We start from the raw sequence: 24,671 nt of genomic DNA, 5'->3' as shown, positions 1-24,671 counted from the left end.
ATTAGCGCTTGTTTTGAACTGTATTCGAGTTAGTTTTTACGCGTTTTTGAAGCAAATTTTATTACAATTTTACGCATCTCGACCTTAAGTTTTTGGTAGCCATTTAGGCCGCTGTATTGAAAGCGATTTTCGCCACAGAGATATTTTTGCGATGCTGGGTAGTCAGGCCGCGGAGCGTATCGAAGACGCGCATTTCCCGTTTTGGGATTGGTGTTTCAAGTCGGGACAGGGCAAAAAGGCAGCGAAAAAAACTTCAAGAAAACTGTTTTTTTCTTGGAAAAAATGCCTGGAGCGGGATTTTCCAGTGCGGTTTTGCGCAAGAACTAACGCGAAATGGAGTGCGCCGGGCACTCTGACCGGATAGCACGGAAGTCAGCTTCAACGGAATCCACAATGCGGGAAAGCAGTATTTTAAACTGTCAGCGCAAATGCACGAGCGGCATTTTTGTAGACGAAAGCAGTCTGCTCCCATCATTCCGGCCTTGAGCCGGAATCGGATCGATGTGCGCCTGCGTGGCGGGAAAAGCTCTTTAGGCGCAGAGACCTGTGCTGGCTGTATTTCGGCTCACGGCCGGAGCGCCTGAAAGCGATAGCCGTGACAAGATCTGGCGAATGCCGCACTTGCCGCACGGACATACCGCTCCATGGTATTACGGGAAATGACCTAGAGAAATTCGATCAGGGCGTCGGGCGACTGGACCCGGTCGAATTCGACCGCAACGCCTTCCATGAAGTGGCGTACGATCTTGCCGCTCATGTTCTTGCCAAGCTGGACCCTGGTGCCGAGTGGAGGCCGGTTTTCGATCTCGATGGCTGCGCCCGACAAGGAAAGGTCGATCAGCCGGCAGGCGAGAAGCACGCCGTCTTCCAGCATCAGATGTGCCCGGGTATTGCGTGGTGTCAGGCGGTCGTGGCGGCGGTCTTCCGGCAGGCCGAGCAGCTGGCGCTTGGCGATCCATGCGAGCTGGGCGGCCAGCTTTTCCCGCTTGCGTTCGGGCGCATTGATGGCAATGACGAAGCCTGACGCGGTAAGCGCCGTAACCGTTCCTTCGATGCGACCGATATGCTGCAGATAGGAGATGACGCGATCACCGTTGCGCGCAATGCCCGAGCAGGCGAACAGCGCTCTTTCGGCGGTCATCTCGGTTGCGGTGCAATCATATTCCTGGTGATCGGGCAACATGAGGCGGCCGGTGAAGGACACACGGACGGGATCGTCGAAGTGAACCTCTTCAACCGGACGCAGGGTTTGGGCAGTGTTGACCGAACGTGATGAGAACATGGCAGCGCAATTGTAACCAGTGATGATGACAAATCTCTACGCCGCCCGGGTTAACAGACTGTATTGTTTAACCCTTACAATTTTTGCAATCGTCAAAATCGTTACAGCTTTGACGTATTTCGTACGAAATTCCGGCGCGATCATACGCGATCCACCCTCACCATGCGGGGTGGGATGCGGCAGTCAGCGGGTTACCGCATGCGGCATGACAGCGGTTCGCGCATTCGTAGAATACGTTGTCGGCGCGATATCCATGCGTAGCAGGCGGCTGCTTTTCATGACGAGGCAACTGATCGGTGCTGCGAATTCGTGACGGGGCCGTTCCGGCAGCAGCGCTCCGAGCAATCTCGGGGCTGTGTCATTATCCGAACTTAGTGGCAAGAGCAGCATTTCGAAAGCAAGCGGCGCCGCGCCATGGTCGTCCTCCGCTTCGATATCGAACACCACGGGCAATTGATGTTGCAGGATGCCGCGTGCGACACGGCAGGGGAAGGTGGCACTTGCCGCTGGCCACAGATCCGAGAACGGGCTGTCGCGCAATTCCCGGCCGAACAGGTCGCACAGGTGCGTGCCTGCAAGGCGGAAGAATGGCGTTCTTTCTCCCTTGTCCGTCAGGATAAAGAGGTCGCCGAGATGATGTTTCAGCTTTGCGGGATCGAAGTCTTCTCGGCGGGGCGCAGGTTTATTGCCGCGCAGCGTGTCCCAATAGGCATATATCTCCAGTCCGGCCATGCTCTTCATAGCATCGTTCTCCATGTTCGTTTTTGGGACATCATGTCCATCCGAACGTCTGATACTTGTGGTGTAGCGAATTTCATGCCAACCGATTTTGTTAAGGTTAACAAATGGTTGAGATTGCGCGGCGACCAAGGTCGTGGCATCGCTGCGGCCATGTCGGGGACATGCTCCCAGTCAGCACAATTGATGCTTTCGCCCGTAACTTTACGGCGGGCGCGCAGGCCGGACTGCCCCTGGGTACAGGCGCTTGAACCGATTGCGGTTTTTGCGTCGTGGCTCGAAAGGCAGGACGGCTTTTTTTTCGCCTGGGCTTCCTATATTGCTCGGGGGACGCAAATTTCCACAAAAACAGGGATGGAATCATGTCCAACGGCGACGGCGAACAGCCGCCGGTTTCGGAAAGTCAGGAACTGAAAGAGGACGCACATAATCCCGTCTTCAACCTGCCGCCGCTTCTGGTCGGCATATTGGCGGCGCTGCTCTTGGCCTTCGTGGTTCCGGCCTATCTTCTTTCGGAGGATGGCAACGGCTGGTTCATCTTCACCTTCGGCTTCATTCCGCTGCGTTACGCGGTGCCATTATCCCAGCAGGGGCTGGAATGGCTCTGGACGCCAGTGACATATTCTTTTTTGCACGGCGGCATCGAGCATATTCTTTTTAACGGATTGTGGTTGATGGCCTTTGGCGCGCCGGTTCTGCGCCGGATCGGAACGCTTCGCTTCGTGCTGTTATGGTGCATATCCGCCGCCGTTTCAGCTTTTGGCCACGCGGCGCTGAACTGGGGCGATGTGACGGTTCTGATCGGAGCATCTGGTGTCGTTTCGGCCCTGATGGGAGCCGCATGCCGTTTCGCTTTCCCGTCGCGCGGCGGCTACAGCGCCTCTTTCGGCCATCTGATGCCGAGGCAGAGCATTGTCGCGGCGCTTTCGAACAGGACCGTGCTGATCTTCACGCTGATGTGGCTTTTCGGCAATGTCCTGATCGCGGTCGGCGTGCCGCTGTTTGGCGATGTCGGCGGCGAAGTCGCCTGGGATGCCCATGTCTTCGGCTTTCTGCTCGGCTTCCTGTTCTTCGGCCTGTTTGATCGCCCGATCCGCGGGAACCTTTCCAGTGGAAGTGTGGAACACCCGCTCTAGGGCGATCACGCTCCTTGTCGGCCGTGGCGCAAATTTGCTTGTGCAGGTCCCATCCGGGATTGCATTCGCATAGGCCTCAGCGCACCATGTTCCATGATTTGCAACCGCGGAGAGACTTCGCCGCGTTGCAGATTGCTGACAGGAGGAGGAAGGCATGGCAACATTCGTAAAAGATCTTCTCGACCGCAAGGGCCGGAATGTCGTGACTGTGGGACCGAGCGTAAGCATCGGCGAGGCGGCAGCAACGCTGAATGCGCACAAGATCGGCGCACTCGTCGTGACCGATGCCGACGGCGTTGTTCTCGGTATTTTCACGGAACGCGATCTGGTGAAGGTCGTGGCAGGCGAGGGCGCTGCCTCCCTTCTGCAATCCGTTTCGGTGGCCATGACGAAGAACGTCATCCGCTGTCATCACAATTCCACCACCGACGAATTGATGGAAATCATGACCGGAGGGCGGTTCCGCCATATTCCGGTTGAGGACGACGGTCGTCTGGCCGGCATCATCTCCATCGGTGACGTGGTAAAGGCGCGGATCGGCGAGATCGAGGCGGAAGCCGAACATATCAAGGCCTATATCGCCGGATGAGGTTTCGTTTCCGGCGCGTCCGCAATAGTCATTTCGAAACGACTCCGTCATTCCTGTGACACGCGCAGGAATGACGGACTAGGAGGCTGCGGCTACCGCAAGCTGGAATGCTCAGCACGAATATTTGTAGTGTACGTTAGCGTCGGAACGCCTGCTGCATGCGCTCCAGCTCGGGAACGCGGGCGCGTGTTTCCTCGTATCCCCTGTCGATGGCTTCGCTGGCGCGATGGAATTCTGACAGGCCGATATCGTTGATACGGGGATGCAGCATAAGGTCGGGCGGGTCGCCCGCCAGACGCGAGCGCGAAATCCGGTCCTGAATGATATTGAAGGCCTGCACCATGACACCCGGCAGGCCGGGGCGCGGCGGACCTTCCAGGGAAGGTGCTGCGCCATTCGGGGGCGAAGAGGAATGTTTGACCACGGCAGAGCGGCCGAACAGATCGTAATTGAGATTGACGGCGACGACGAGCGCCTGCTCATAGGCCCTGCAGACCGAAACCGGCACGGGGTTGACGAGAGCGCCGTCGATCAGGGTGCGGCCGTTGCATTGCACGGGCTCGAAAATGCCCGGCAACGCATAGGATGAGCGCAGTGCGGTGACGAGGTCGCCCTGGTGAATCCAGACCTCGTGTCCGGTGCGCAATTCCGTGGCGACGGCGATGAAAGGGTGCTCGAGGTTTTCGACGCGCAAGCCTTCGAGATGCTCCTGCATGCGCTTGGTCAGCCGCATGCCGCCGAAGAGACCGCCGCCGCCAATCGTTAGATCGAGCAGGCCGGCAATGCGCCGCATCGTCAGCGAACGGGCAAATTCCTCCAGCTCGTCGAGCTTTCCGGCGAGATAACAACCGCCGACCAGCGCGCCTATCGAGGTTCCGGCAATCATGCCGATTTTTACACCGGCTTCGTCTAGTGCCCTCAGGACGCCGATATGTGCCCAGCCGCGCGCAGCGCCACCGCCGAGCGCAAGCGCAATCCGGCGCGTATCAACGATCTCGTTGACGATTGTTTCGGTGCTGCCAGCCGCAAGAGCACTATGACGATTGCTTCCCCAGCCCAACATGACCGTACACTCCCTGCCTGCTCCCAGGACCCGGTCTGTTCCTCCCCGAATCCTGAATTATTGGTAGCAAATTGGTGCGGCGGATGGAAGGTGGCCGTTCACGTGCCTGAATAGGTAGTCGCCGGGTCGAAATGGCGGGTATCGTCGGTGATTCTGGTGACGGCATTGCCATCGGCCAACTCGACCGTGCGGTAGAAGCAGGAGCGGCGGCCGGTATGGCAGGTTGCGTCATGACCGGCGACGGAGACCTTCAGCCATACGGCGTCCTGATCGCAATCGGTGCGGAATTCCTTCACCGTCTGCAGGTTGCCGGAGGTTTCACCCTTTTTCCAGATCTTGTCGCGCGAGCGGCTGTAATAGTGGGCGATGCCCGTTTCCAGCGTCAGCGACAGGGCTTGCGCATTCATATGGGCGACCATCAGCAATTCACCATCACGCGCATCGGTGACCACGGCGGTGACAAGGCCGTGGGCATCGAATTTCGGTGAGAAGAGACCTGAATTTTCAAGCACTTCCTTGTCCGCAGGCGCAGACGGAAACGAAATGGACATTGCTACCCCGGGGAAAAAGCGGAACCGTCAGCGGTTCCGCACCATGGTCATGAAGCGCACCTGCTCCGCCGGGTCGTTCTTGAAGGTGCCGGTGAAGCTGGTGGTGAGGGTCGTGGACCCCTGCTTGTTTACGCCGCGCATGGACATGCACATATGTTCGGCGTCGATCATGACGGCCACGCCGCGCGGCTTCAGGGTTTCCTCGATGGATCTTGCGATCTGCGCGGTCATGTTTTCCTGCGTCTGCAGGCGGCGGCCAAAGATTTCAACGACGCGGGCGATCTTCGACAGGCCGAGCACGCGCCCAGCCGGAAGATAGGCGACATGCGCCTTGCCGACGATCGGAACCATGTGGTGTTCGCAATGGGAGAAGAAGGGGATGTCGCGCACCAGCACCACATCGTCATAACCGCCAACTTCCTCGAAGGTCGTGCCGAGAACGTCCTGGACGTTCAGCTCGTAACCGGCGAAGAGTTCGCGATAGGCCTTGGCAACCCGCTTCGGCGTGTCCAGGAGTCCTTCGCGGGCGGGATTTTCTCCTGCCCAGCGCAGAAGAACGCGCACTGCTTCTTCCGCTTCCGTCTGGCTTGGGCGAGCCTCTGCCACATCGGGTTTTGCGCCAGCGCCGGGGAAATTCTTCACGATCGCATCCATTCCGTCTCTCCCGATGCGGGTCAAGGCCGCACCTGAACTTTGTTTTTCGTAGCGGGGACTTCGTCCACCGTTGCTGCTATCTGGTTGTTTTACAGCATTTTGGCAAGGCCGATGCTGATATTTCGGTATCGGAGCCGTTAATTTCATATCGGCTTGATGTCCAGAAAGCTCGTTAGCATATAATGGGAATGAAGGGCAGGAAAGCTCCACTGCGACAAACGCTGTGTTTGAAAAAAATATCCTGTCCCGTTTTTGGGCATTCTTGAACGCCGGATACCTGATGATGGACGATATCTACAACAACCGAATTCTGGAATTTGCCGGAAATATTCCGCTGACCGGCGTGCTTGATGATGCCGATGCCAGCGCTGAAAAACACTCGCGGCTGTGCGGCTCCAAACTCAAGGTCTATCTGAAGGTGGAAGGCGGCATTGTCACGGCTTTTTCACATGAGGTTCGCGCGTGCGCGCTCGGCCAGGCATCCGCCTCGATCATGGCGCATCATGTCGTCGGCGCTTCCAGCGGTGAGATCCGGCAGGCGCGGGAAGACATGCTTGCCATGCTGAAACAGGGCGGCGAGGGGCCGACAGGCCGTTTCGAGGATATGCGGGTGCTTTCACCCGTCCGGGATTTCAAGGCACGCCACGCCTCGACCATGCTGACCTTCGAAGCGGTCGTCGATGCTCTCGACCAGATCGAAGCCCGGCCGGTTCTGAACGCTGCGGGTTAGGCGATGTGCGGTGAACCGGACTGCGGACATCAGAAGACGGGGGATAAGGTCGGGCGATCCCGCAACTGGGGGGGAGTGTTTGCGAAGACCCCAGGCCGTCTTTTCGGCGTTGGCTTCATCCGGCTCTATCAGCTGACTTTGTCGGGTTTCGTCGGCAATTCCTGCCGCCACATTCCTACCTGTTCCGAATATGGGTATGAGGCGATCGCCCGCCACGGCCTTTGGCCGGGCGGGTGGATGACGCTATTTCGCGTCGCGCGTTGCGGTCCGGGCGGCACCAGCGGGCTGGACCCCGTGCCGGAAACGCTGGCCGCTGACAAGCACTGGTGGACGCCCTGGCGGTATTGGATGCTGCATCGATGACCTATGTCGCTCTTCTGCACAGCATCGTGCTCGGGGCGGGCAAGCGGCTCATCATGGCCGATCTGCGTGAAATGGCGCAGGAGCTGGGCTTTGAGGAATGCAGGACGCTGGTTGCGACCGGAAATCTGGTCTTCCGTGCACCGGAGGCGCCTGTCTGCGAAATCGAGGAGGCGTTGGAGCGTGCCTTTGAAAAACGGTTCGGCAAACACGTCGATATTCTCGTTCGCTCAGCGTCTGATTGGCTGGCCCTGACTGCCACAAACCCGTTTCCGGATGGCAATCCACCGGATGTCTGCGTAAGGGTGATGCGCAAGCCGCTTGCCGGGGATTATCTTGGACTCTTGGAGAAGTACCGCCAGAAGGAAAAGATCGCCATTGTCGGCGGTGACCTGTGGATCGACTTTTGCGGCAAGCCAAGCGAAAGCCGGCTTCTCTCTGCGTTGACCACGAAGAAGCTCGGCATCGGCACGACCCGCAACGCCAATACCGTCAATGGAATTGCCGAAATGCTTCGCTGAGCCGCCGTTCACCTTTGACTGGAACGGCAAAATTCTTTATCAGCCTGCCTGCCCATCTGCGAAAGAGGGCGTTCTTTTTATTCCAACACCACCCGCATTCGTTGGCGGGACTGGATCAGGAGCATTCGACGATGTCACAAACCGTTTCCCTTACATTTCCCGATGGTTCCGTACGCAGCTATCCCGCCGGCACGACCGGCCGCGAGGTCGCCGAATCCATCTCCAAATCGCTTGCGAAGAAGGCTGTCGCCATTGCGCTTGATGGCACCGTGCGCGATTTGTCCGAGCCAATCACCGATGGCAAGATAGAAATCGTCACGCGTGAGGACAGCCGCGCGCTGGAACTCATCCGCCACGATGCCGCCCACATCATGGCCGAGGCCGTGCAGGAGTTGTGGCCCGGCACGCAGGTGACGATCGGCCCTGTCATCGAGAATGGCTTCTATTACGACTTTGCCAAGAACGAACCTTTTACGCCGGAAGATCTGCCGAAGATCGAAAAGCGGATGAAGGAGATCATTCAGCGCAACAAGCCGTTTACCCGCGAAGTCTGGTCGCGCGAGAAGGCCAAGGAAGTGTTTGCCGCAAAGGGCGAAAACTACAAGGTTGAGCTGGTCGATGCCATTCCCGAAGGTCAGGATCTGAAGATCTATTATCAGGGCGACTGGTTCGATCTTTGCCGCGGCCCGCATATGGCGTCCACGGGTCAGGTCGGTACGGCCTTTAAGCTGATGAAGGTAGCCGGCGCCTATTGGCGTGGTGACAGCAACAATGCGATGCTGTCGCGCATCTACGGCACCGCCTGGGCGACGCAGGAAGAGCTGGACAATTACCTGCACGTTCTGGCCGAAGCCGAAAAGCGCGACCACCGCCGTCTTGGCCGGGAAATGGACCTGTTCCATTTCCAGGAAGAAGGTCCGGGCGTGGTCTTCTGGCACGGCAAGGGCTGGCGCATGTTCCAGACGCTGACGGCCTATATGCGCCGTCGGCTTGCCAATACCTATCAGGAAGTCAACGCGCCGCAGGTGCTGGACAAGTCGTTGTGGGAAACCTCCGGTCACTGGGGTTGGTATCAGGAAAACATGTTCGCGGTGAAATCCGCCCATGCCTTTACCCATCCCGATGACGAGGATGCGGACCAGCGCGTCTTTGCCTTGAAGCCGATGAACTGCCCCGGCCACGTGCAGATCTTCAAGCATGGCTTGAAGTCTTACCGCGAAATGCCCGTTCGCCTTGCTGAATTTGGCAATGTCCATCGCTACGAGGCTTCAGGTGCACTGCATGGCCTGATGCGCGTTCGCGGCTTCACGCAGGACGATGCGCATGTCTTCTGCACGGAAGAGCAGATGGCTGCGGAATGCCTGCGCATCAACGACCTGATCCTCTCGGTCTATGAGGATTTCGGTTTCAGCGAGATCGTCGTCAAGCTTTCGACCCGCCCGGAAAAGCGTGTCGGTTCCGACGATCTCTGGGACCGTGCCGAAAGCGTCATGATGGAGGTTCTGAAGACCATCGAGGAACAGTCCGGCGGCCGCATCAAGACCGGCATTCTGCCGGGCGAGGGCGCTTTCTACGGGCCAAAGTTCGAATATACGCTGAAGGATGCCATCGGTCGTGAATGGCAGTGCGGCACGACGCAGGTGGACTTCAACCTGCCGGAACGTTTCGGCGCCTTCTATATCGACCAGAACTCCGAAAAGACGCAGCCGGTGATGATCCATCGCGCCATCTGCGGCTCGATGGAGCGCTTCCTTGGTATCCTGATCGAGAACTTTGCCGGTCACATGCCATTGTGGTTCGCGCCGCTTCAGGTCGTGGTCGCGACGATCACTTCGGATGCGGACGATTATGGCCGCGAGGTTGCCGAAGCACTGCGCGAGGCGGGCATGGCTGTCGAAACCGACTTCCGCAACGAGAAGATCAACTACAAGGTCCGCGAGCACTCGGTGACCAAGGTGCCGGTCATCATCGTCTGCGGACGCAAGGAAGCGGAAGAGCGCACTGTCAACATCCGCCGTCTCGGTTCCCAGAACCAGACGCCGATGTCGCTCGAAGACGCGATTACAAGCCTCGTGGAAGAGGCGACGCCGCCGGATGTAAAGCGCAAGCTTGCGGCGAAGAAGCAGGTTGCGTGACAAAAGACAACGGCCCCTTCGGGGGCCGTTTTCGTTACTGGCTGAGGGTAGTGAGGCCTATTCGAAATCGCCGGTCATGTCTTCCGGCGCCTGATCCTTCATCAGCACTTCCACATCGGCGTCCCGGCCGGACGTGACCTTGAAGTTGCGCTGGTAGACCTTGTCCTTGTTTCGGGCCATGGCGGTATATTCGCCTTCCGCCAGAACCATGGTCGAAAACGCGCTGACGCTTTCGTTCACAACGTCGCCGCCGCCGTTCAACACTGACCAGGCCGTATCGGCAATTGCTTCGCCGCCCTGTTCGGAGACGAGCTTGAGCGTGATCTGTGCCGCCTGATGCTGCAGGGTCGCTTCGGTCAGCTTGCCTGCCTCCACCTGAATATCGGCGCGCACCACCGCATTGACGTTGCCGTATTCGGAAACGACATGATAGGTGCCGGCATTGAGGCGAACGACGGTGTTGGGCTTGATGTCGGCCATGACAAGGCCGCGCTCGCCATCCGGTCGGGCGTCGGAGGAATAGACGGAAAATTTGAGCTGGTTAGCGGAGATCTGTTTGTCGGAACCCGCGATCGCATTCAGAACGAAACCGCCAGCATCGAGAATCAGCACCTGTTTCTGGACATTACCGGAGCTCGGAACATTGAGTTTCTTGGTAACACCTGCGCGCCCGAAGGCAACGTTGACGAAATATTCGCCGGGTACCAGATGGAACTGCGCCGAACCACCCTCGGAGCTTGCCAGCATCGGCAATTTGCCGTCAGCGCCCGGAATGGGGCTGAAGACGCGCCAGGAAAGGCCTTCCTTCACCGCTTCGCCTTCACTCGTCAGTTTCGCTTCCATGTCGATATCACGGGCGGTGCTTGCGGGGGCATTCGGGGCAGTAGGAGCGGTGAAAGCATTGAGTTTCGGCATTTTAGGCGTGCCGCCAAGCTGCTTGAAGTCCTTGAAAGCGTCTTGCGAAAAGGCTGCCTGTGATAAAACGCCGATCGCGGCGAACGCAATGGCCAGACGTGCCGCGATTTTGATTGCCGACATTTTCGATACCGATTGACTTCTTGATTTTCCCGCATCACTTCAAAACCAATGCCGTGGCTATTTCAAGGCCCATAATTTCGCGATGACAGCACAATGGAAGAATTTTGATCATGACAAGTGACATCAAGCTCCTCGACTATCTCAAGGTTCGCCGCTCCACCCCCGCCCTGCAACTTGCTGAGCCGGGTCCATCGAAAGCGGAAATCGAGGAAATCCTGCGCCTTGCCGTGCGCGTGCCTGACCATGGCAAACTGGCGCCGTGGCGCTTCATCGTTTATCGCGGCGAAGACCGCGTGCGTCTGGGGGAAGAAGCGCTCCGGATCGCGCTTGAGAAGAACCCGGAACTGGACCTGCAGCAGCAGGACGCGGAGCGCACCCGCTTCACGCGCGCTCCCGTCGTCATCGCCGTCATCAGCACCGCCAAGCCGCATTTCAAGATTCCGGAATGGGAACAGATCATGTCCGCCGGTGCGGTGTGCCTCAATCTCATCTTCGCCGCCAACGCCAATGGTTATGCGGCGAACTGGCTGACGGAATGGCTTGCCTTCGACCCGGCCTTCCTGTCGGAACTGGGGATTGCCGCAGACGAGAAGGTCGCCGGATATATTCACATCGGCTCAACGACATTCCCGCTTGTGGAGCGGCCGCGGCCGGAGCTTGCGGATGTGGTAACCTGGGTTGGGGACGTCTGATGTTCTATACCACCGACACCAACCAGCACGGCCTGCCGCATGATCCGTTCAAGGCTATCGTCGCGCCCCGGCCGATCGGCTGGATTGGTTCTAAAGGCCGGGACGGCTCTTTCAACCTGTCGCCCTATTCGTTTTTCAACGCGATTTCGGACCGGCCGAAGCTGGTGATGTTTTCCTCCAGCGGGCGCAAGGACAGCCTTCGCAATGTCGAGGAGACCGGTGTCTTCACCGCCAACCTCGTCAGCCGCCACCTCGTCGACCGGATGAACGCGTCTTCTGCGCCGGTGAACTATGATGTCGACGAGTTCCGGCTTGCCGGTCTGACTGCCGTTGACGGGCGGGTGGTGGATGCGCCCTTCGTGGGGGAGGCGCTGGCCGTTCTGGAATGCCGCGTGACCGAGATCATCCAGCTGAAGGACATCGACGGCACGCCGGCGGACTCGTGGATGGTGATAGGGCAGGTCATGGCTATTCACATCGACGATACGATCATTCGTGATGGTCGCATCGATATGGGACTGGCACGTCCGGTGGCCCGTATGGGTTACATGGACTACTGCGACGGCGGCAGCGACGTGTTTCAGTTGAAGCGTCCGTCTACTGCGCCGTAGAACTTCTTCGCCGGCAACTGTTAAATTTTATGGTGAACCAAACGTAAACTATTTGCGCCTAGAGTTTTATACATGGCGGCGGCAATGATGCCGTCGTCCATTGTTGCGAATGTGTTTCGAGGCTCAGGTGATCGTACAGGCATTTCTTCGCTGGTCTGAAAAGGCTGGATCGACCGAGCGGGCGAAGGCCGCCAATGCGCTTGGCCGTGCCTATCTGCATTCAGACATGGCGCGGGAGAACCGTGACGCCGCCTATATGGCGATGACCTATCTTCTCGACGACCCTTCTCCGCGCGTGCGGCTGGCACTTGCCGAGGCGCTGGCGGATGATCCCGATGCGCCGCGCGCCATTCTCGTTTCGCTTGCCGAAGACCAGCCGGAGATTGCCTGCACCGTGATTGCCCGCTCGCCGGTTCTTGGCGAGGCCGATCTGGTCGATCTTGCCGGGCGCGGCGAGAGCCTGACACGCGCCTTCATTGCGGCAAGGCGGGGCCTGCCGCGCGGTGTCTGCGCAGCACTTGCCGAAGTCGGTGATCTGCCGGAAACGATGATCCTTCTAGAGAACGACGACGCCTTCATCACACCGTTTTCGCTGCGCCGCATTGCCGAGCGGCATGGCTGCAACGCCGACATTCGCGACCTGCTGCTGTGCCGAGAGGTGCTGCCCGCCGATACCCGCCATCTTCTGATGGCGCGCGTCAGCGAGGCCCTGGCAGGTTCGGCGCTGGTTCATGCCCTGATCGCGCGCAACCGCGCCGACAGTATTTTCCGCGAAGCGGAAGATTCCGCCACCATCCTCATCGCCGCCAATGTTTCGTCGCCGGAGTTGCCGGCGCTGGTGGAGCATCTGCGGCAAAGGCTGGAACTGACACCGGCGCTTCTCATCCATGCCGTCTGTTCGGGCAGGCTGGAGTTTTTCACGGCGGCGATGGTCAATCTCTCAGGTCTCGATGACAGCAAGGTGCGCGCCATTCTGGCGACCGGACGGCCGCACGCGCTGAAGGCGCTGTTCCAGTCCGTCGGTCTTTTGGGCGATGTGGTTGATGTCTTCATTGAGGCGACGCTGATGTGGCGCCGTGCCGCCCGATCGCATCTGTCGCAGGCCGCAGCCTCTGTATCGGCAGAACTGCTTGCGCATTTCCGCAACGTCGATGGTTCCGAAACGCTTTTCGAGCTCTTGCACGCCGTGCGTAAACTGACCATTGCCGAGGAACGGCAGAAAGCGCGGCACTATGCGGAAGCGCTGACGGTCGAGGCGGCCTGAGGCTTACTTCTCGAACCGCTTGGCAATCCACGAATAGCTGTTTTCCACCATTCTGACCGGCGTTCCGAGCAGGTGCTTCACGCCTTCAGTGGAAGGCAGGATGCGGCTGACGCGGCTGATCGCCTGTTTTGTCAGGCTTTCTTCCTCCTTTTGCGTGACCTGTGCCGGTGGCTCCTCTGTTCCGGCCGGGGCCGTTGCGGCGGGAGGCTGCGTTGCGGGCGCGTTGCCCGCAGTCTGGGGCGTCTGCTCGCCCGGTGTCTGGCACACGGCCACCACGACCGGGTAGGACGCATTTGCGAAACGTTCCAGCTCTTTCTCCGACACGGCGTCGCATAGTTCGATGCTCGTCCAGCGCTGCTGCGAGGTGGCGAGGTAATGGCAATCGGTGGCGGTGTCGTCACAGCCTAGGAAGGTCATGAGAACGAGGGCTGTTTTCATGGTGTGTGTTGCCTCTGTCGGGAATTATGCTCTAGAAACTCATCTATCCCGATTGCAGTGACATTACGACGAAATACGCATTTTTTTGAGAGAAAGCAGGCATCGCATTGGCCCCCGAAATCAAGCTTGAAACACCCCGGCAGGAAGCGGTTCTGCGCCTTATCGATCTGTCTAACGTCTATATGGCGTCGCTTTATCCCGCCGAAAGCAATCATCTGGTCGATATCGGCCAGCTGGAAAAGGACAATGTCTCCTTTTTCGTGGCGCGGCATGATGGCCGTGTCGTTGGCTGCGGCGCGCTGGTGGAGGCGGGTGACGGTACGGCGGAGGTCAAGCGCATGTTTGTCGATCCGGAGGCGAGGGGATTGCGGATCGGCAAGCTGATCATGGATACGCTCATTGCGCGCGGCGCCGAGCTCGGGCTTACCGCCATCCGGCTTGAAACCGGCATCAGCCAGCCGGAGGCGATTGGTCTTTACCGCAAGGCGGGGTTTGTCGAGATTGAGGCGTTTGCGCCCTATAAGCCGGACCCGCTCAGCCTGTTCATGGAGAAGACGCTTTAAAGGCGAGGCGGGCGCTATCGGCGCGCTTTGCAGAACACTCGATGCCGCCCTTGGCGATGTCATCCTCGGCCTCGTGCCGGGGATCTGCCGACGTCTGGTAACATCGTTGGGTTGCAGATGCCAGGGACAGGCCCGAGCATGACGAAGACGAGGTTTAAGACGCTGCTTTTCGGAACGCCGTCGCTTCGTTGCTATCCTCTTCACGCGCAACGATGTCGTCGAGCGGGTCATTTTCAGCTGTAGGGGTCGGCGGAACGTCGACGGTGGCGCCAGTGGAGATTTCCACCTCTCGCACCCATTCCCGCCAGATTGCCACCAGCAGCGCCATCAGCACCGGGCCGATGAAGAGGCCGAGGAAGCCCATGGTCTTGACGCCGCCGACGAGGCCGAAAAAGGTCGGCAGGAAAGGCAGCTTGATCGGGCCGCCAACGAGTTTCGGACGGATGGTCTTGTCGACGATGAAAAGCTCTACCGAACCCCAGATGAATAGCCCCAGGCCATAAGCGGGAGAGCCGCTGGCGACCAGATAGATCGATACGAGAGTGAAAGAGAGCGGCGCGCCGCCCGGGATGAGCGCCATGACACCGGTGAGCACGCCGAGTGTGACGGGCGAGGGGACGCCGGCAATCCAGTAGGCGATGCCGAGGATTATGCCTTCGCCGATGGCGATCAATGTCATGCCGGTGACGGTGGAGCTGATGGTGGCTGGCACGACGCGGGAAATGCGCTCCCACCGCGTCGGCAGTATGCGTTCTCCCACAAGATCGACCTGATGGGAGAAGCCGGCACCGTTGCGATAGACAAAGAACAGCGCGATCAACATGAACAGCAGGGTCAGCACCAGGTGGAACGCGCCGTTGCCCGCGGCGAGGATCGCCCGGTAGATATTGCCGATATTGGCACCGCTGACGAGCTGGATCACTTCGCCGATCGCACCCGGTGTGCCGATATATTTCACCCACTGCTCGCCGAGCCAGGAGCCTACGCCGGGGAGCGCCGCGATCCAGTCTGGCACGGGTGCGCCCACCTTGTTGACATGCACCGCCCAGCCGAACCATTCGCGGATTTCGCTGGCCGTATAGGAAGCGGCGATGAAGATAGGCACCACGAGGAAGGTGAGGATGAGGATGATGGCGATGGAGGCGCCGAGCGTGGTGTTGCCGCCCACCTGCCGCAGAAGCCGCGTATAGACCGGCCAGCTGGCGAAGCCGATGACAAGGGCCGCCAGAACCGGAACGAGAAAGCCGTGGAAGAAGTAGATGCCCGCAAGGGCGACGAGAACCAGCAGCCAGCGCGCAGCCGATATTGGCGGGATCAGAGCGATCCGCGTCGGGCTTGCAGGACCAAGCCATCTCGGTTCGCCACTGGGCTTACGGCTGTCAATATTACTCACGGCAGGCTCTTTCTCGCATTCTCCCCGAAGGGTGCATTCACTCTGTCACACCAATACATATAAGTGCAATATAGCCGTATCACATTACCGTTGTGTGTTTATCGCTCAGCCTATTGAACGATTTTGGTAAAAATAGAACATCGGTCTTGGCGCGCGCATTGAAATATGACAATTGAACTCCGTTTTTATTGCGGCCTCCGCTTGCCGCGCCCGCTCTTCAGGTCACGCCATGCTGCGCCGTTTCTTCGCCTATTACCGTCCCTATCGCGGTCTGTTCATTCTCGATTTTTCCTGCGCGGTTCTGTCGGGCGTGCTCGAACTCGGCTTTCCGATGGCGGTGAAGGCCTTTGTGGACGTGCTGTTGCCGGGTGGCGAATGGGGCATCATCCTCGCCGCATCGGTCGGGCTGCTCGTCATCTATGTCCTGAATACGGGTCTGATGGCGACCGTCACCTACTGGGGACATATGCTCGGCATCAATATCGAGACCGACATGCGGCGGCTTGCTTTCGACCACCTGCAGAAGCTCTCCTTCCGCTATTTCGACAACCAGAAGACCGGTCATCTGGTTGGCCGGCTGACGAAGGATCTGGAAGAGATCGGTGAGGTGGCCCATCACGGCCCCGAGGATCTGTTCATCGCCATCATGACCTTCATCGGCGCTTTCCTGCTGATGCTGTCGGTCAATGTGCCGCTGGCGCTTGTCACCGCTGCCGTCGTGCCTGTCACCGCCTGGGTGACGAGCCGTTACGGTGGCCGTATGACGCAGAACTTTCGCGCGCTCTACGGTCGGGTAGGCGATTTCAACGCCCGTATCGAGGAAAATGTCGGTGGCATGCGGGTGGTGCAGGCCTTTGCCAATGAGGACCACGAACGCGCGCTGTTTGAGAAGGACAACCAGAAATACCGCCGCACGAAGCTGGATGCCTACAAGATCATGGCTGCCAGCACTTCGCTCAGCTACATGAGCATGCGGCTGACGCAGATGATCGTGATGATCTGCGGCGCCTGGTTCGTGCTGCATGGCGGCCTGACGGAAGGGGGCTTCGTTGGCTTCCTGCTTCTGGTCGGCGTGTTTTTCCGCCCGGTGGAAAAGATCAACTCGGTCATCGAGACCTATCCGAAGGGCATTGCCGGTTTTCGCCGCTTTACCGAGCTTCTGGACACGGCGCCGGATATCACCGACGCACCGGATGCGATCGAGGCACCGGCGCTTTCCGGCGCCATTGAATATCGCCATGTCGGTTTCGGTTATGCCGAGGGCAAGCAGGTTCTCGACAATATCGACCTGAAGATCAATGCGGGCGAGACGGTGGCTTTCGTCGGGCCTTCGGGGGCGGGCAAAACGACGCTTTGCTCGCTGCTGCCGCGCTTTTATGATGTCACCAGCGGTTCGATCACCATTGACGGCATCGATATCCGCAAGATGAAGCTTGCCTCGCTGCGCAACCAGATCGGAATCGTGCAGCAGGATGTGTTCCTGTTTGGCGGCACGATCCGCGAGAATATCGAATATGGCCGGCTCGGCGCTTCCGATGTCGAGATCATGGATGCGGCTCGGCGTGCCCGGCTCGATGGCGTCATCGAAGCGATGCCGATGGGACTCGACACCGTCATCGGTGAGCGTGGCGTGAAACTTTCCGGTGGACAGAAACAGCGTCTTGCCATCGCCCGCATGTTCCTCAAGAACCCGCCTATCCTCATTCTCGACGAGGCGACCTCGGCGCTGGATACCGAAACCGAGCGGGCCATCCAGCAATCGCTGACGGAGCTTGCCAAGGGCCGCACAACGCTCGTCATCGCTCACCGGCTGGCAACGATCCGCGATGCGTCACGCATCGTGGTAGTAGACCAGACGGGTATTGCCGAAACCGGCGCGCATGCCGAGCTTCTGGCCGCCAAGGGCCATTACAGCCGCCTGCATGAGGCGCAGTTCAGCGGGCATCTTCAGGGTCTGAGTTAAGCGGCGCATCTTGCGCCGCATATCAGGCGTTCTCCGCTGCGTTTTCCTCGATGATGCCGGTATTCGGCTCGGGCTTGCCGGGATGGCTGGTGACGAGATAACCCATGGCGACAGCGGCGGCGACGATGACCAGCAGCACCACGCCGCTGATGGTCATCAGCCAGTCGCGCGGCCTTCGCTGCGCCATGATATATTTCGGCCACCGGTAAGGCTGGTTCGCCACGCTGAATTTATTGCCGTCTCGCATGAACTTCCCCGGACTATCGTTGCTTCGTGACAGACAAACGCGGGCATGCACGCGGCTGTTCCGCAATGGCGGGGCAGAGCGATGACAACGCCGTGAGGTTTCGCGGTAGGATTGGCCGTGGGTTGCCGTTGTTTACTGGCTACTACGCCGCGTAGAAGAGTCTTTTCAGCCCAGAGACCTTGGCTGGCTGGCTTCCGGCTTAAGGCTGGAATGACGGAGGAGGGGTCTCATTTCATTAAATCCATGACGCGCTGCGCCGATGGTTGCGTTCAGGCCGAATGTTACTGCGGCCTCTCGCGCCGGCACACAGCTTCGAAACTCCGCTTGCCAGTCCACACCCTTTTATGCGAATGATTTGCAATTGCATTAATTCAATTTCCATTTGAAAGTTCGCAAGATGGACAAGCCTGTCTTTGGATGGCGGCGGAATGGCGACGATCTCTCGCTGTCCGACGTTCACAGCTCGATCAAGATAAGCCCGAATGCCGGTACGTTTCGCCGGGCGATGGCGTTCTTCGGACCCGGATATCTCGTCGCGGTCGGTTACATGGACCCCGGCAACTGGGCAACGTCGCTCGCCGGTGGCTCCAAGTTCGGCTACACGCTGCTGACGGTGGCACTGATATCGAACATCATGGCCGTCGTTCTACAGGCGCTCTGTGCCCGTCTGGCGATTGCTTCCGGGCGCGATCTGGCGCAGGCCTGTCGCGATGCCTATCCGAAACCGGTGGCGATTGTGCTCTGGCTGCTGGCCGAAATCGCAATCATCGCGACTGATATCGCCGAGGTCATCGGCACGGCGATCGGCCTCAACCTGATTTTCGGCATTCCGCTCGAACTCGGCGTCCTCATCACGGCGCTTGACGTGTTCCTGATCCTTTATCTGCAAAGGCTTGGCTTCCGCTGGGTGGAGGCGCTTGTCATCACGCTTCTCGGCGTCATCGCGGTGTGTTTCGCCATTCAGCTGGCGCTGGCCGATCCCGACTGGAGCCAGGTGATTCGTGGTTTTGCGCCGACGACGGAGATCGTCACCAACCCCGAGATGCTCTATCTGGCGCTTGGCATTCTGGGCGCGACGGTGATGCCGCATAATCTCTATCTGCATTCAGGGATCGTGCAGACGCGCGCCATCGGCGAGACGCTGGCCGAAAAACGCGAGGCGCTCAAATTCGCGACACTCGATTCAACCATCGCCCTGACGTTTGCTCTCGTCATCAATGCCGCGATCCTCATCCTCGCAGCGGCGACCTTCAACAAAACGGGTCAGACGAATGTTGCCGAACTGGGTGAAGCGCATAGTCTGCTCGCGCCGCTGCTCGGCCTTGCGATTGCGCCGACGCTGTTCGGGGTGGCGCTTTTGTGCTGTGGCATCAACTCCACTGTTACGGCAACGCTTGCGGGCCAGATCGTGATGGAAGGTTTCCTCAAGATGCGGCTTGCCCCGTGGCTGCGCCGCCTTATCACCCGCGGCATCGCCATCATCCCCGCCGCCGGCGTCACCATCGCCTTCGGCGAAAGCGGCACGTCTCAACTGCTGATACTGACGCAGGTGGTCTTAAGCCTGCAACTTTCCTTCGCCGTCTTCCCGCTGGTCATGTTCACCGCCGACCGCGCCAAGATGGGCGAACTGTGCGCCCCGCGATGGCTCTCGGCGTTTGCATGGCTTATCGCGGTGGTAATTGCGGCGCTGAATGTGAAGCTGCTGTTTGATTTTGTGGGGTGAGGGAAGGAGTCAGGCCGCGCCTCTACGGAGCGCGGCTGCCGTTCCCTCGGGATCGACGGCGATGGCTTTCAGATAGGCGCGGGCCGGTTGATCCGGCTCGCTGCGGCCCTGTTCCCAATCACGCAAGGTGCCAAGCGGAATATGATAACGGGCGGAAAACTCTTCCTGCGTCAGTTTCAGTGCTCGGCGGATTATCTTGATGCGGAGCATTCTCGAGGCGGAGGCGAGCTGTTCGGCGGAAAGCGGTGGATTGTCGGGGTCAGCAAGCGCGTTGGTTTCCGCTTCTTCGTCGGTCATTGCGTGAAGACGCGCCCAGTCGGTTTGATCGGTTTTACCAGCCATTGTCGTCATATTCCTTGCGCTCTGCGCGCGTCGAATGTGTTGACTGCTACTTCGATGGTGGCTTTCCTGCTGCTGCCAATTTTGCGTCCAACGCGGCTTTTTTCTGAGCTGCGATTGCGGGACGTTCGTAAAAGTGTTCGAACAGCTCTTCTAATATTTCAAGGCACCATTCGGCTTCTTCTGCCTCAACATCAATCACTTGCAAGGTTGTTTTTTCATCTATTGGATGAGCTGAGAAGTTTCCAAAATTACGGATAGCATCGACCGTTTCGTGTAATCCAATCGGTAACGCTTTTTTGGGATCCGTCTCATTAATTAATGCGTCGATCTGTTTTGCTAAATCCGTCGCCTTGTAATCTAGGCTGTTTAGAATGTTTTGCAGGCATCTCCGGGAAAGAGCTGCTGAAGCTTTGGCGCTAATGGGAAGAACATCGCACGCTTCTAGGTAATCTCGAGTAATGTCATCTGGAACAAATTGCGAAATTGAGCCGCGGTTGGGACTCATTGGTTCAACCATCCGTGCGTTACCGGATGGGCTTTCGATAACAATAGTCAATTTTTTGCAGCTTGGACATACAGCCGTTTCGTAGGACCAGTTTGTAACATAACCGTTGCGGCTAAAGCTGCCAGGAACCCAATTTTCATGGAAATTAATATTGCAATGTGGGCAGCGCATATATGCCTCCAATAAAAAGTCCCGCAGTGAACCTTAATCACTGCGGGACATATTCACTTCACCTTCCAAGACTGGAAAGTGGATTCACCACTTATCCATGTATTTCTTAAGAGCAACCGCTCGTCGCACCGCAAGTATCGCACTTCTCGCAGGTGCCGTTGCGCACCATCGTGAAGTTCTGGCATTCCGAGCACATGTTGCCGGTATAGCCTTGCGCGATCGAGCGCATGCGGCGTTCGTTTTCCTTCTTCTTGGCTTCCGCCTTGGCCGATGCCGCGTCGGCGGCGGCCTTGTCGGAGAAGAGGGCGGTGGCGGTCTGCTTGGCTTCCTGAACCACGTCGTCGATTACCTCTTCGGCAATCTCTTCCGCCAGTTCCTTGGCGCGTTCTTCATAATCGCGCTTGAAGGAGACGATTTCCGAGGTGGAGATCGCGACTGTCGGTTCCAGCTTGCGGGCGGCTGAGCCTGCAAAGGAAGTGACGTTGGCCGAGGCGCGGGCGGGGGCTGCCGTTGCCGAGCCCTTGGGTTCGGAAGCAGCACGTTCGCCTTCGTTGTTGGAAACCAGCGTCGGCTTGTAACCGCGTGTCCAGCCGGTGGAGAGCAGATTGGTCTTGCCTTCCTGGATACCCTTGCCGAGTGCGGTATTGGAGAAGTCAGACGTATCGACATGAGCAAGGTCGTGGCGGCCGAGATAGGAGACGGCGAGTTCGCGGAACACGTAGTCAAGGATTGACGTGGCGTTCTTTATCGCGTCGTTGCCCTGCACCATGCCGGCCGGCTCGAACTTGGTAAAGGTGAAGGCCTCCACATATTCTTCCAGCGGCACGCCATATTGCAGGCCAAGCGAAATGGCGATGGCGAAGTTGTTCATCATCGCACGGAAGGCAGCGCCTTCCTTGTGCATGTCGATGAAGATTTCGCCGATGCGGCCGTCACCGAATTCGCCGGTGCGCAGATAGACCTTGTGACCGCCGACCGTTGCCTTCTGGGTGTAACCCTGACGGCGGTTCGGCAGCTTTTCACGCTCGCGCGATACCCGCTCGATGACGCGCTCGACGATCTTTTCGGTGATCGTCACGGCCTGCTGGGCGAGCGGCTGCTGGATCAGTTCTTCAACGAAGTCTTCGTCGTCCTCATCTTCCACCAGCGAAGCGTTGAGCGGCTGGGAAAGCTTGGAGCCATCGCGGTAAAGGGCGTTGGCCTTGAGCGCCAGCTTCCAGGACAGCATGTAGGCTGCGCCGCAATCTTCCACGGTTGCATCATTCGGCATGTTGATCGTCTTGGAGATCGCACCCGAAATGAACGGCTGTGCTGCCGCCATCATGCGGATATGCGATTCGACCGAGAGATAACGCTTGCCGATCTTGCCGCAGGGGTTGGCGCAATCGAATACGGCCAAGTGCTCGTTCTTGAGGAACGGTGCGCCTTCCAGTGTCATCGCACCGCAGACGTGCACGTTGGCCGCTTCGATGTCCTTTTTGCTGAAGCCGAGGTGCTCCAGCAGGTTGAAGCTCATGTTGGACAACTGCTCATCGGAAACCTTGAGCGTGCCTTTGAGGAAATCGGCGCCCAGCGTCCACTGGTTGAAGACGAACTTGATGTCGAAGGCGCTTTTCAGTGCGCCGTTGACGGCTTCGATCTTCTCATCGGTGAAGCCCTTGGCCTTCAGCGACGAGGGATTGATGGCAGGTGCCTGGTTGAGATTGCCGTGGCCAACGGCATAGGCTTCGATTTCGGCGATCTGGCTTTCCGAATAACCGAGCGAACGCAGGGATTCCGGCACGGCGCGGTTGATGATCTTGAAGTAGCCGCCGCCGGCGAGCTTCTTGAATTTCACCAGCGCGAAGTCCGGCTCGATGCCGGTCGTGTCGCAATCCATCACAAGGCCGATCGTACCTGTCGGCGCGATAACGGTGGTCTGGGCGTTGCGGTAGCCGTGCTTTTCGCCAAGCTCCAGCGCCTTGTCCCAGGCGGCGGTAGCGTGGGCCACAAGGTCCTGATCCGTGCAATCGGAATGGATGAGGGCAACCGGGTTCACCGACAGGCCTTCATAACCGTAGGAAAGGCCATGGGCGGCGCGGCGGTGGTTGCGGATGACGCGCAGCATGTTGTCGCGGTTCGGCGCGAAGCCCGGGAAGGGGCCAAGCTCGCCTGCCATTTCAGCCGAGGTGGCATAGGAAACGCCGGTCATGATGGCGGTCAGCGCACCGGCAATGGCGCGGCCTTCGTCGCTGTCATAGGGAATGCCCGAGGACATCAGCAGGCCGCCGATATTGGCGTAACCGAGGCCGAGCGTGCGGTATTCGTAGGAGCGTTCGGCAATCTGGCGCGAGGGGAACTGCGCCATCATGACCGAGACTTCGAGAACGACGGTCCACAGGCGAACCGCATGTTCGTAATCGGCGATGTCGATGCGCTTCGTTGCCTGATCCTTGAACTGAAGCAGGTTCAGCGAAGCAAGGTTGCAGGCCGTGTCGTCGAGGAACATATATTCCGAGCACGGGTTGGAAGCACGGATAGGGCCTTCGGCCGGCGAGGTGTGCCAGTCGTTCATGGTGGTGTTGAAGTGCAGGCCGGGGTCGGCCGATGCCCAGGCGGCGTGGGAGATCTTTTCCCAGAGGTCGCGGGCCTTCAGCGTCTTCATGACCTTGCCGTCCTTGCGGGCGGTCAGGTTCCAGTCACCGTCGTTTTCAACAGCGCGCAGGAAGTCATCCTTCAGCGATACGGAGTTGTTGGAATTCTGGCCTGAAACCGTGAGGTAGGCTTCGGAATCCCAATCCGTGTCGTAGGTTTTGAACTGGATGTCCTTGTAACCCTGCTGCGCGAACTGGATGACGCGCTTGACGTAGTTTTCCGGCACCATGTCCTTCTTGGCAGCGCGGATTTCGCGCTTCAGGGCAGGGTTCTTGGCCGGGTCGAAGCAATCGCCGTTATCTGCCTCGCAATTGACGCAGGCCTTCATGATTGCCTTGAGATGCTTGGCAACGATCTTGGAACCGGTGACGAGAGCGGCAACCTTCTGCTCCTCGTTCACCTTCCAGTCGATATAGGCTTCAATATCGGGATGGTCGGCATCAACGACGACCATCTTGGCCGCACGGCGGGTGGTGCCGCCAGACTTGATTGCGCCGGCTGCCCGGTCGCCGATCTTGAGGAAGCTCATCAGGCCGGAGGACTTGCCGCCGCCGGAAAGCTTTTCGCCTTCGCCGCGCAGGTAGGAGAAGTTGGAGCCGGTACCGGAACCGTATTTGAACAGGCGCGCTTCACGCACCCACAGGTCCATGATGCCGCCTTCGTTGACCAGATCGTCTTCGACAGACTGGATGAAGCAGGCATGCGGCTGCGGATGTTCGTAAGAGGACTTGGACTTGGTCAGCTTGCCGGTGAAGGGGTCGACGTAGAAGTGGCCCTGGCCCGGGCCGTCGATGCCATAGGCCCAGTGCAGGCCGGTGTTGAACCACTGCGGGCTGTTGGGGGCTACACGCTGGGTCGCCAGCATATAGGCAAGCTCGTCGCGGAAGGCGAGTGCGTCTTCCTCGGTGGAGAAATATTTGCCCTTCCAGCCCCAGTAGGTCCAGGTGCCAGCCAGGCGGTCGAAAACCTGACGCGCATCGGTTTCGGAGCCATAACGCTCACCCTCGGGGAGGTCCTTCATGGCCTTCTCATCGGCAACCGAACGCCACAGGAAGGAAGGAACATCGTTTTCCTCAACCTTCTTAAGCACCTTCGGCACGCCGGCCTTGCGGAAGTATTTCTGCGCCAGAACGTCGGTCGCGACCTGGCTGAACTGCGCGGGAACGTCGATATCCGCCAGACGGAACACGATGGAACCGTCCGGGTTCTTGATTTCACTGACGGCCTTGCGGAATTCGATTTCCGCATAAGACGATTGGCCGGGCTTCGTGAAGCGGCGTTCGATGCGCATGGTTTCGTGTCCTCGTCCATTGGGCGCCCGGCAAAGG

At 58.8% G+C, this 24,671-nt stretch carries 24 protein-coding genes; 12 read left to right on the top strand and 12 right to left on the bottom strand.

Going from position 1 to position 24,671, the window contains the following annotated elements:
• Positions 1-664 precede the first annotated feature (664 nt).
• Positions 665-1,282, bottom strand: coding sequence for a PilZ domain-containing protein (locus tag ACQZ6D_RS03545; RefSeq protein ID WP_003515693.1), 618 nt, complete (start codon positions 1,280-1,282; stop codon positions 665-667).
• Positions 1,283-1,465: 183 nt separating this feature from the next.
• Positions 1,466-2,023 (bottom strand): PAS domain-containing protein, encoded by a 558-nt coding sequence (locus ACQZ6D_RS03540; RefSeq protein WP_013636309.1) that lies wholly within the window; start codon positions 2,021-2,023, stop codon positions 1,466-1,468.
• Positions 2,024-2,382: 359 nt separating this feature from the next.
• Between ACQZ6D_RS03540 and ACQZ6D_RS03535 the strand changes: the two genes are divergently transcribed.
• Both ACQZ6D_RS03535 and ACQZ6D_RS03530 read left to right on the top strand, forming a co-directional pair.
• Positions 2,383-3,156, top strand: a complete 774-nt coding sequence (locus tag ACQZ6D_RS03535; protein ID WP_013636308.1) for a rhomboid family intramembrane serine protease — start codon at positions 2,383-2,385, stop codon at positions 3,154-3,156.
• Between the two features lie 154 nt (positions 3,157-3,310).
• Complete coding sequence (locus tag ACQZ6D_RS03530) at positions 3,311-3,745, top strand: CBS domain-containing protein (RefSeq protein ID WP_003515681.1); 435 nt, start codon at positions 3,311-3,313, stop codon at positions 3,743-3,745.
• Between the two features lie 136 nt (positions 3,746-3,881).
• Here ACQZ6D_RS03530 and ACQZ6D_RS03525 read toward each other — a convergent pair whose 3' ends face one another.
• The 3 genes from ACQZ6D_RS03525 to folE form a co-directional block, all read right to left on the bottom strand.
• Positions 3,882-4,808, bottom strand: coding sequence for a patatin-like phospholipase family protein (locus tag ACQZ6D_RS03525; protein WP_013636307.1), 927 nt, complete (start codon positions 4,806-4,808; stop codon positions 3,882-3,884).
• Between the two features lie 98 nt (positions 4,809-4,906).
• The gene (hisI, locus tag ACQZ6D_RS03520; protein WP_013636306.1) at positions 4,907-5,359 is read right to left on the bottom strand and encodes a phosphoribosyl-AMP cyclohydrolase; all 453 of its coding nucleotides are present in this window, start codon (positions 5,357-5,359) and stop codon (positions 4,907-4,909) included.
• A 27-nt stretch (positions 5,360-5,386) separates the two neighbouring features.
• A complete protein-coding gene (folE, locus tag ACQZ6D_RS03515; protein ID WP_003515674.1) occupies positions 5,387-6,013 on the bottom strand; it encodes a GTP cyclohydrolase I FolE in 627 nt (208 codons plus the stop codon).
• Between the two features lie 283 nt (positions 6,014-6,296).
• On the opposite strand from folE, the gene ACQZ6D_RS03510 reads away from it, so the two are divergent.
• The 4 genes from ACQZ6D_RS03510 (at position 6,297) to thrS (ending at position 9,759) form a co-directional block, all read left to right on the top strand.
• Positions 6,297-6,743 (top strand): iron-sulfur cluster assembly scaffold protein, encoded by a 447-nt coding sequence (locus tag ACQZ6D_RS03510; RefSeq protein ID WP_025593674.1) that lies wholly within the window; start codon positions 6,297-6,299, stop codon positions 6,741-6,743.
• A 3-nt stretch (positions 6,744-6,746) separates the two neighbouring features.
• The gene (yidD, locus tag ACQZ6D_RS03505) at positions 6,747-7,106 is read left to right on the top strand and encodes a membrane protein insertion efficiency factor YidD (protein WP_065702441.1); all 360 of its coding nucleotides are present in this window, start codon (positions 6,747-6,749) and stop codon (positions 7,104-7,106) included.
• Positions 7,103-7,624 carry a DUF1697 domain-containing protein gene (locus ACQZ6D_RS03500; RefSeq protein WP_065702442.1) on the top strand — a complete coding sequence of 174 codons (522 nt, stop codon included), beginning with the start codon at positions 7,103-7,105 and terminating at the stop codon, positions 7,622-7,624. Before yidD ends, ACQZ6D_RS03500 begins: the two co-directional genes overlap by 4 nt.
• A gap of 131 nt (positions 7,625-7,755) precedes the next feature.
• Positions 7,756-9,759, top strand: coding sequence for a threonine--tRNA ligase (thrS, locus tag ACQZ6D_RS03495; RefSeq protein WP_065702443.1), 2,004 nt, complete (start codon positions 7,756-7,758; stop codon positions 9,757-9,759).
• 57 nt (positions 9,760-9,816) lie between these two features.
• Here the strand turns inward: thrS and ACQZ6D_RS03490 are convergent, their stop codons facing one another.
• Positions 9,817-10,797, bottom strand: a complete 981-nt coding sequence (locus ACQZ6D_RS03490; protein WP_003515664.1) for a hypothetical protein — start codon at positions 10,795-10,797, stop codon at positions 9,817-9,819.
• A gap of 110 nt (positions 10,798-10,907) precedes the next feature.
• On the opposite strand from ACQZ6D_RS03490, the gene ACQZ6D_RS03485 reads away from it, so the two are divergent.
• The 3 genes from ACQZ6D_RS03485 to ACQZ6D_RS03475 all read left to right on the top strand — a co-directional run bounded on the left by ACQZ6D_RS03485 (position 10,908) and on the right by ACQZ6D_RS03475 (position 13,364).
• Positions 10,908-11,489 carry a nitroreductase family protein gene (locus ACQZ6D_RS03485; RefSeq protein WP_025593669.1) on the top strand — a complete coding sequence of 194 codons (582 nt, stop codon included), beginning with the start codon at positions 10,908-10,910 and terminating at the stop codon, positions 11,487-11,489.
• Positions 11,489-12,100 carry a flavin reductase family protein gene (locus tag ACQZ6D_RS03480; protein WP_065660862.1) on the top strand — a complete coding sequence of 204 codons (612 nt, stop codon included), beginning with the start codon at positions 11,489-11,491 and terminating at the stop codon, positions 12,098-12,100. Before ACQZ6D_RS03485 ends, ACQZ6D_RS03480 begins: the two co-directional genes overlap by 1 nt.
• Positions 12,101-12,209: 109 nt before the next feature.
• Complete coding sequence (locus ACQZ6D_RS03475; protein WP_065702444.1) at positions 12,210-13,364, top strand: DUF2336 domain-containing protein; 1,155 nt, start codon at positions 12,210-12,212, stop codon at positions 13,362-13,364.
• A gap of 3 nt (positions 13,365-13,367) precedes the next feature.
• Here ACQZ6D_RS03475 and ACQZ6D_RS03470 read toward each other — a convergent pair whose 3' ends face one another.
• On the bottom strand, positions 13,368-13,802 hold the full coding sequence (locus ACQZ6D_RS03470; RefSeq protein WP_003515657.1) for a hypothetical protein: 435 nt from the start codon (positions 13,800-13,802) through the stop codon (positions 13,368-13,370).
• A 107-nt stretch (positions 13,803-13,909) separates the two neighbouring features.
• Here ACQZ6D_RS03470 and ACQZ6D_RS03465 point away from each other — a divergent pair, with 107 nt between their 5' ends.
• Positions 13,910-14,365 carry a GNAT family N-acetyltransferase gene (locus ACQZ6D_RS03465; protein ID WP_025593662.1) on the top strand — a complete coding sequence of 152 codons (456 nt, stop codon included), beginning with the start codon at positions 13,910-13,912 and terminating at the stop codon, positions 14,363-14,365.
• Between the two features lie 154 nt (positions 14,366-14,519).
• On the opposite strand, the gene ACQZ6D_RS03460 is transcribed toward ACQZ6D_RS03465, so the two are convergent.
• Positions 14,520-15,758 (bottom strand): AI-2E family transporter, encoded by a 1,239-nt coding sequence (locus ACQZ6D_RS03460; protein ID WP_003515654.1) that lies wholly within the window; start codon positions 15,756-15,758, stop codon positions 14,520-14,522.
• A gap of 229 nt (positions 15,759-15,987) precedes the next feature.
• Here ACQZ6D_RS03460 and ACQZ6D_RS03455 point away from each other — a divergent pair, with 229 nt between their 5' ends.
• The gene (locus ACQZ6D_RS03455) at positions 15,988-17,721 is read left to right on the top strand and encodes an ABC transporter ATP-binding protein (RefSeq protein ID WP_019566142.1); all 1,734 of its coding nucleotides are present in this window, start codon (positions 15,988-15,990) and stop codon (positions 17,719-17,721) included.
• Positions 17,722-17,743: 22 nt separating this feature from the next.
• Here ACQZ6D_RS03455 and ACQZ6D_RS03450 read toward each other — a convergent pair whose 3' ends face one another.
• Complete coding sequence (locus ACQZ6D_RS03450) at positions 17,744-17,968, bottom strand: hypothetical protein (RefSeq protein ID WP_013636298.1); 225 nt, start codon at positions 17,966-17,968, stop codon at positions 17,744-17,746.
• A 397-nt stretch (positions 17,969-18,365) separates the two neighbouring features.
• On the opposite strand from ACQZ6D_RS03450, the gene ACQZ6D_RS03445 reads away from it, so the two are divergent.
• Positions 18,366-19,691, top strand: coding sequence for an Nramp family divalent metal transporter (locus tag ACQZ6D_RS03445; protein ID WP_019566143.1), 1,326 nt, complete (start codon positions 18,366-18,368; stop codon positions 19,689-19,691).
• Between the two features lie 9 nt (positions 19,692-19,700).
• Here the strand turns inward: ACQZ6D_RS03445 and ACQZ6D_RS03440 are convergent, their stop codons facing one another.
• The 3 genes from ACQZ6D_RS03440 to ACQZ6D_RS03430 all read right to left on the bottom strand — a co-directional run bounded on the left by ACQZ6D_RS03440 (position 19,701) and on the right by ACQZ6D_RS03430 (position 24,634).
• Positions 19,701-20,033: a helix-turn-helix domain-containing protein gene (locus tag ACQZ6D_RS03440; RefSeq protein ID WP_019566144.1), complete on the bottom strand. Its 333-nt coding sequence runs from the start codon at positions 20,031-20,033 to the stop codon at positions 19,701-19,703.
• Between the two features lie 46 nt (positions 20,034-20,079).
• Entirely contained in the window at positions 20,080-20,709 is a 630-nt protein-coding gene (locus ACQZ6D_RS03435) for a DUF4145 domain-containing protein (RefSeq protein ID WP_196811689.1), read from the bottom strand.
• Between the two features lie 106 nt (positions 20,710-20,815).
• Positions 20,816-24,634: a vitamin B12-dependent ribonucleotide reductase gene (locus ACQZ6D_RS03430; protein WP_448729613.1), complete on the bottom strand. Its 3,819-nt coding sequence runs from the start codon at positions 24,632-24,634 to the stop codon at positions 20,816-20,818.
• Positions 24,635-24,671 lie beyond the last annotated feature (37 nt).

It is taken from the genome of Agrobacterium sp. 22-3639C2 (assembly GCF_053522105.1).
This window is presented reverse-complemented; position numbering and strand designations above follow the sequence as displayed.

Excerpts from the sequence above, each read along its gene's own strand:
- ACQZ6D_RS03545 (WP_003515693.1), bottom strand. The coding sequence starts at position 1,282 with ATGTTCTCATCACGTTCGGTCAACACTGCCCAAACCCTGCGTCCGGTT.
- ACQZ6D_RS03540 (WP_013636309.1), bottom strand. The coding sequence starts at position 2,023 with ATGAAGAGCATGGCCGGACTGGAGATATATGCCTATTGGGACACGCTG.
- ACQZ6D_RS03535 (WP_013636308.1), top strand. The coding sequence starts at position 2,383 with ATGTCCAACGGCGACGGCGAACAGCCGCCGGTTTCGGAAAGTCAGGAA.
- ACQZ6D_RS03530 (WP_003515681.1), top strand. The coding sequence starts at position 3,311 with ATGGCAACATTCGTAAAAGATCTTCTCGACCGCAAGGGCCGGAATGTC.
- ACQZ6D_RS03525 (WP_013636307.1), bottom strand. The coding sequence starts at position 4,808 with ATGTTGGGCTGGGGAAGCAATCGTCATAGTGCTCTTGCGGCTGGCAGC.
- hisI (WP_013636306.1), bottom strand. The coding sequence starts at position 5,359 with ATGTCCATTTCGTTTCCGTCTGCGCCTGCGGACAAGGAAGTGCTTGAA.
- folE (WP_003515674.1), bottom strand. The coding sequence starts at position 6,013 with ATGGATGCGATCGTGAAGAATTTCCCCGGCGCTGGCGCAAAACCCGAT.
- ACQZ6D_RS03510 (WP_025593674.1), top strand. The coding sequence starts at position 6,297 with ATGGACGATATCTACAACAACCGAATTCTGGAATTTGCCGGAAATATT.
- yidD (WP_065702441.1), top strand. The coding sequence starts at position 6,747 with ATGTGCGGTGAACCGGACTGCGGACATCAGAAGACGGGGGATAAGGTC.
- ACQZ6D_RS03500 (WP_065702442.1), top strand. The coding sequence starts at position 7,103 with ATGACCTATGTCGCTCTTCTGCACAGCATCGTGCTCGGGGCGGGCAAG.
- thrS (WP_065702443.1), top strand. The coding sequence starts at position 7,756 with ATGTCACAAACCGTTTCCCTTACATTTCCCGATGGTTCCGTACGCAGC.
- ACQZ6D_RS03490 (WP_003515664.1), bottom strand. The coding sequence starts at position 10,797 with ATGTCGGCAATCAAAATCGCGGCACGTCTGGCCATTGCGTTCGCCGCG.
- ACQZ6D_RS03485 (WP_025593669.1), top strand. The coding sequence starts at position 10,908 with ATGACAAGTGACATCAAGCTCCTCGACTATCTCAAGGTTCGCCGCTCC.
- ACQZ6D_RS03480 (WP_065660862.1), top strand. The coding sequence starts at position 11,489 with ATGTTCTATACCACCGACACCAACCAGCACGGCCTGCCGCATGATCCG.
- ACQZ6D_RS03475 (WP_065702444.1), top strand. The coding sequence starts at position 12,210 with ATGTGTTTCGAGGCTCAGGTGATCGTACAGGCATTTCTTCGCTGGTCT.
- ACQZ6D_RS03470 (WP_003515657.1), bottom strand. The coding sequence starts at position 13,802 with ATGAAAACAGCCCTCGTTCTCATGACCTTCCTAGGCTGTGACGACACC.
- ACQZ6D_RS03455 (WP_019566142.1), top strand. The coding sequence starts at position 15,988 with ATGCTGCGCCGTTTCTTCGCCTATTACCGTCCCTATCGCGGTCTGTTC.
- ACQZ6D_RS03450 (WP_013636298.1), bottom strand. The coding sequence starts at position 17,968 with ATGCGAGACGGCAATAAATTCAGCGTGGCGAACCAGCCTTACCGGTGG.
- ACQZ6D_RS03445 (WP_019566143.1), top strand. The coding sequence starts at position 18,366 with ATGGACAAGCCTGTCTTTGGATGGCGGCGGAATGGCGACGATCTCTCG.
- ACQZ6D_RS03440 (WP_019566144.1), bottom strand. The coding sequence starts at position 20,033 with ATGGCTGGTAAAACCGATCAAACCGACTGGGCGCGTCTTCACGCAATG.
- ACQZ6D_RS03435 (WP_196811689.1), bottom strand. The coding sequence starts at position 20,709 with ATGCGCTGCCCACATTGCAATATTAATTTCCATGAAAATTGGGTTCCT.
- ACQZ6D_RS03430 (WP_448729613.1), bottom strand. The coding sequence starts at position 24,634 with ATGCGCATCGAACGCCGCTTCACGAAGCCCGGCCAATCGTCTTATGCG.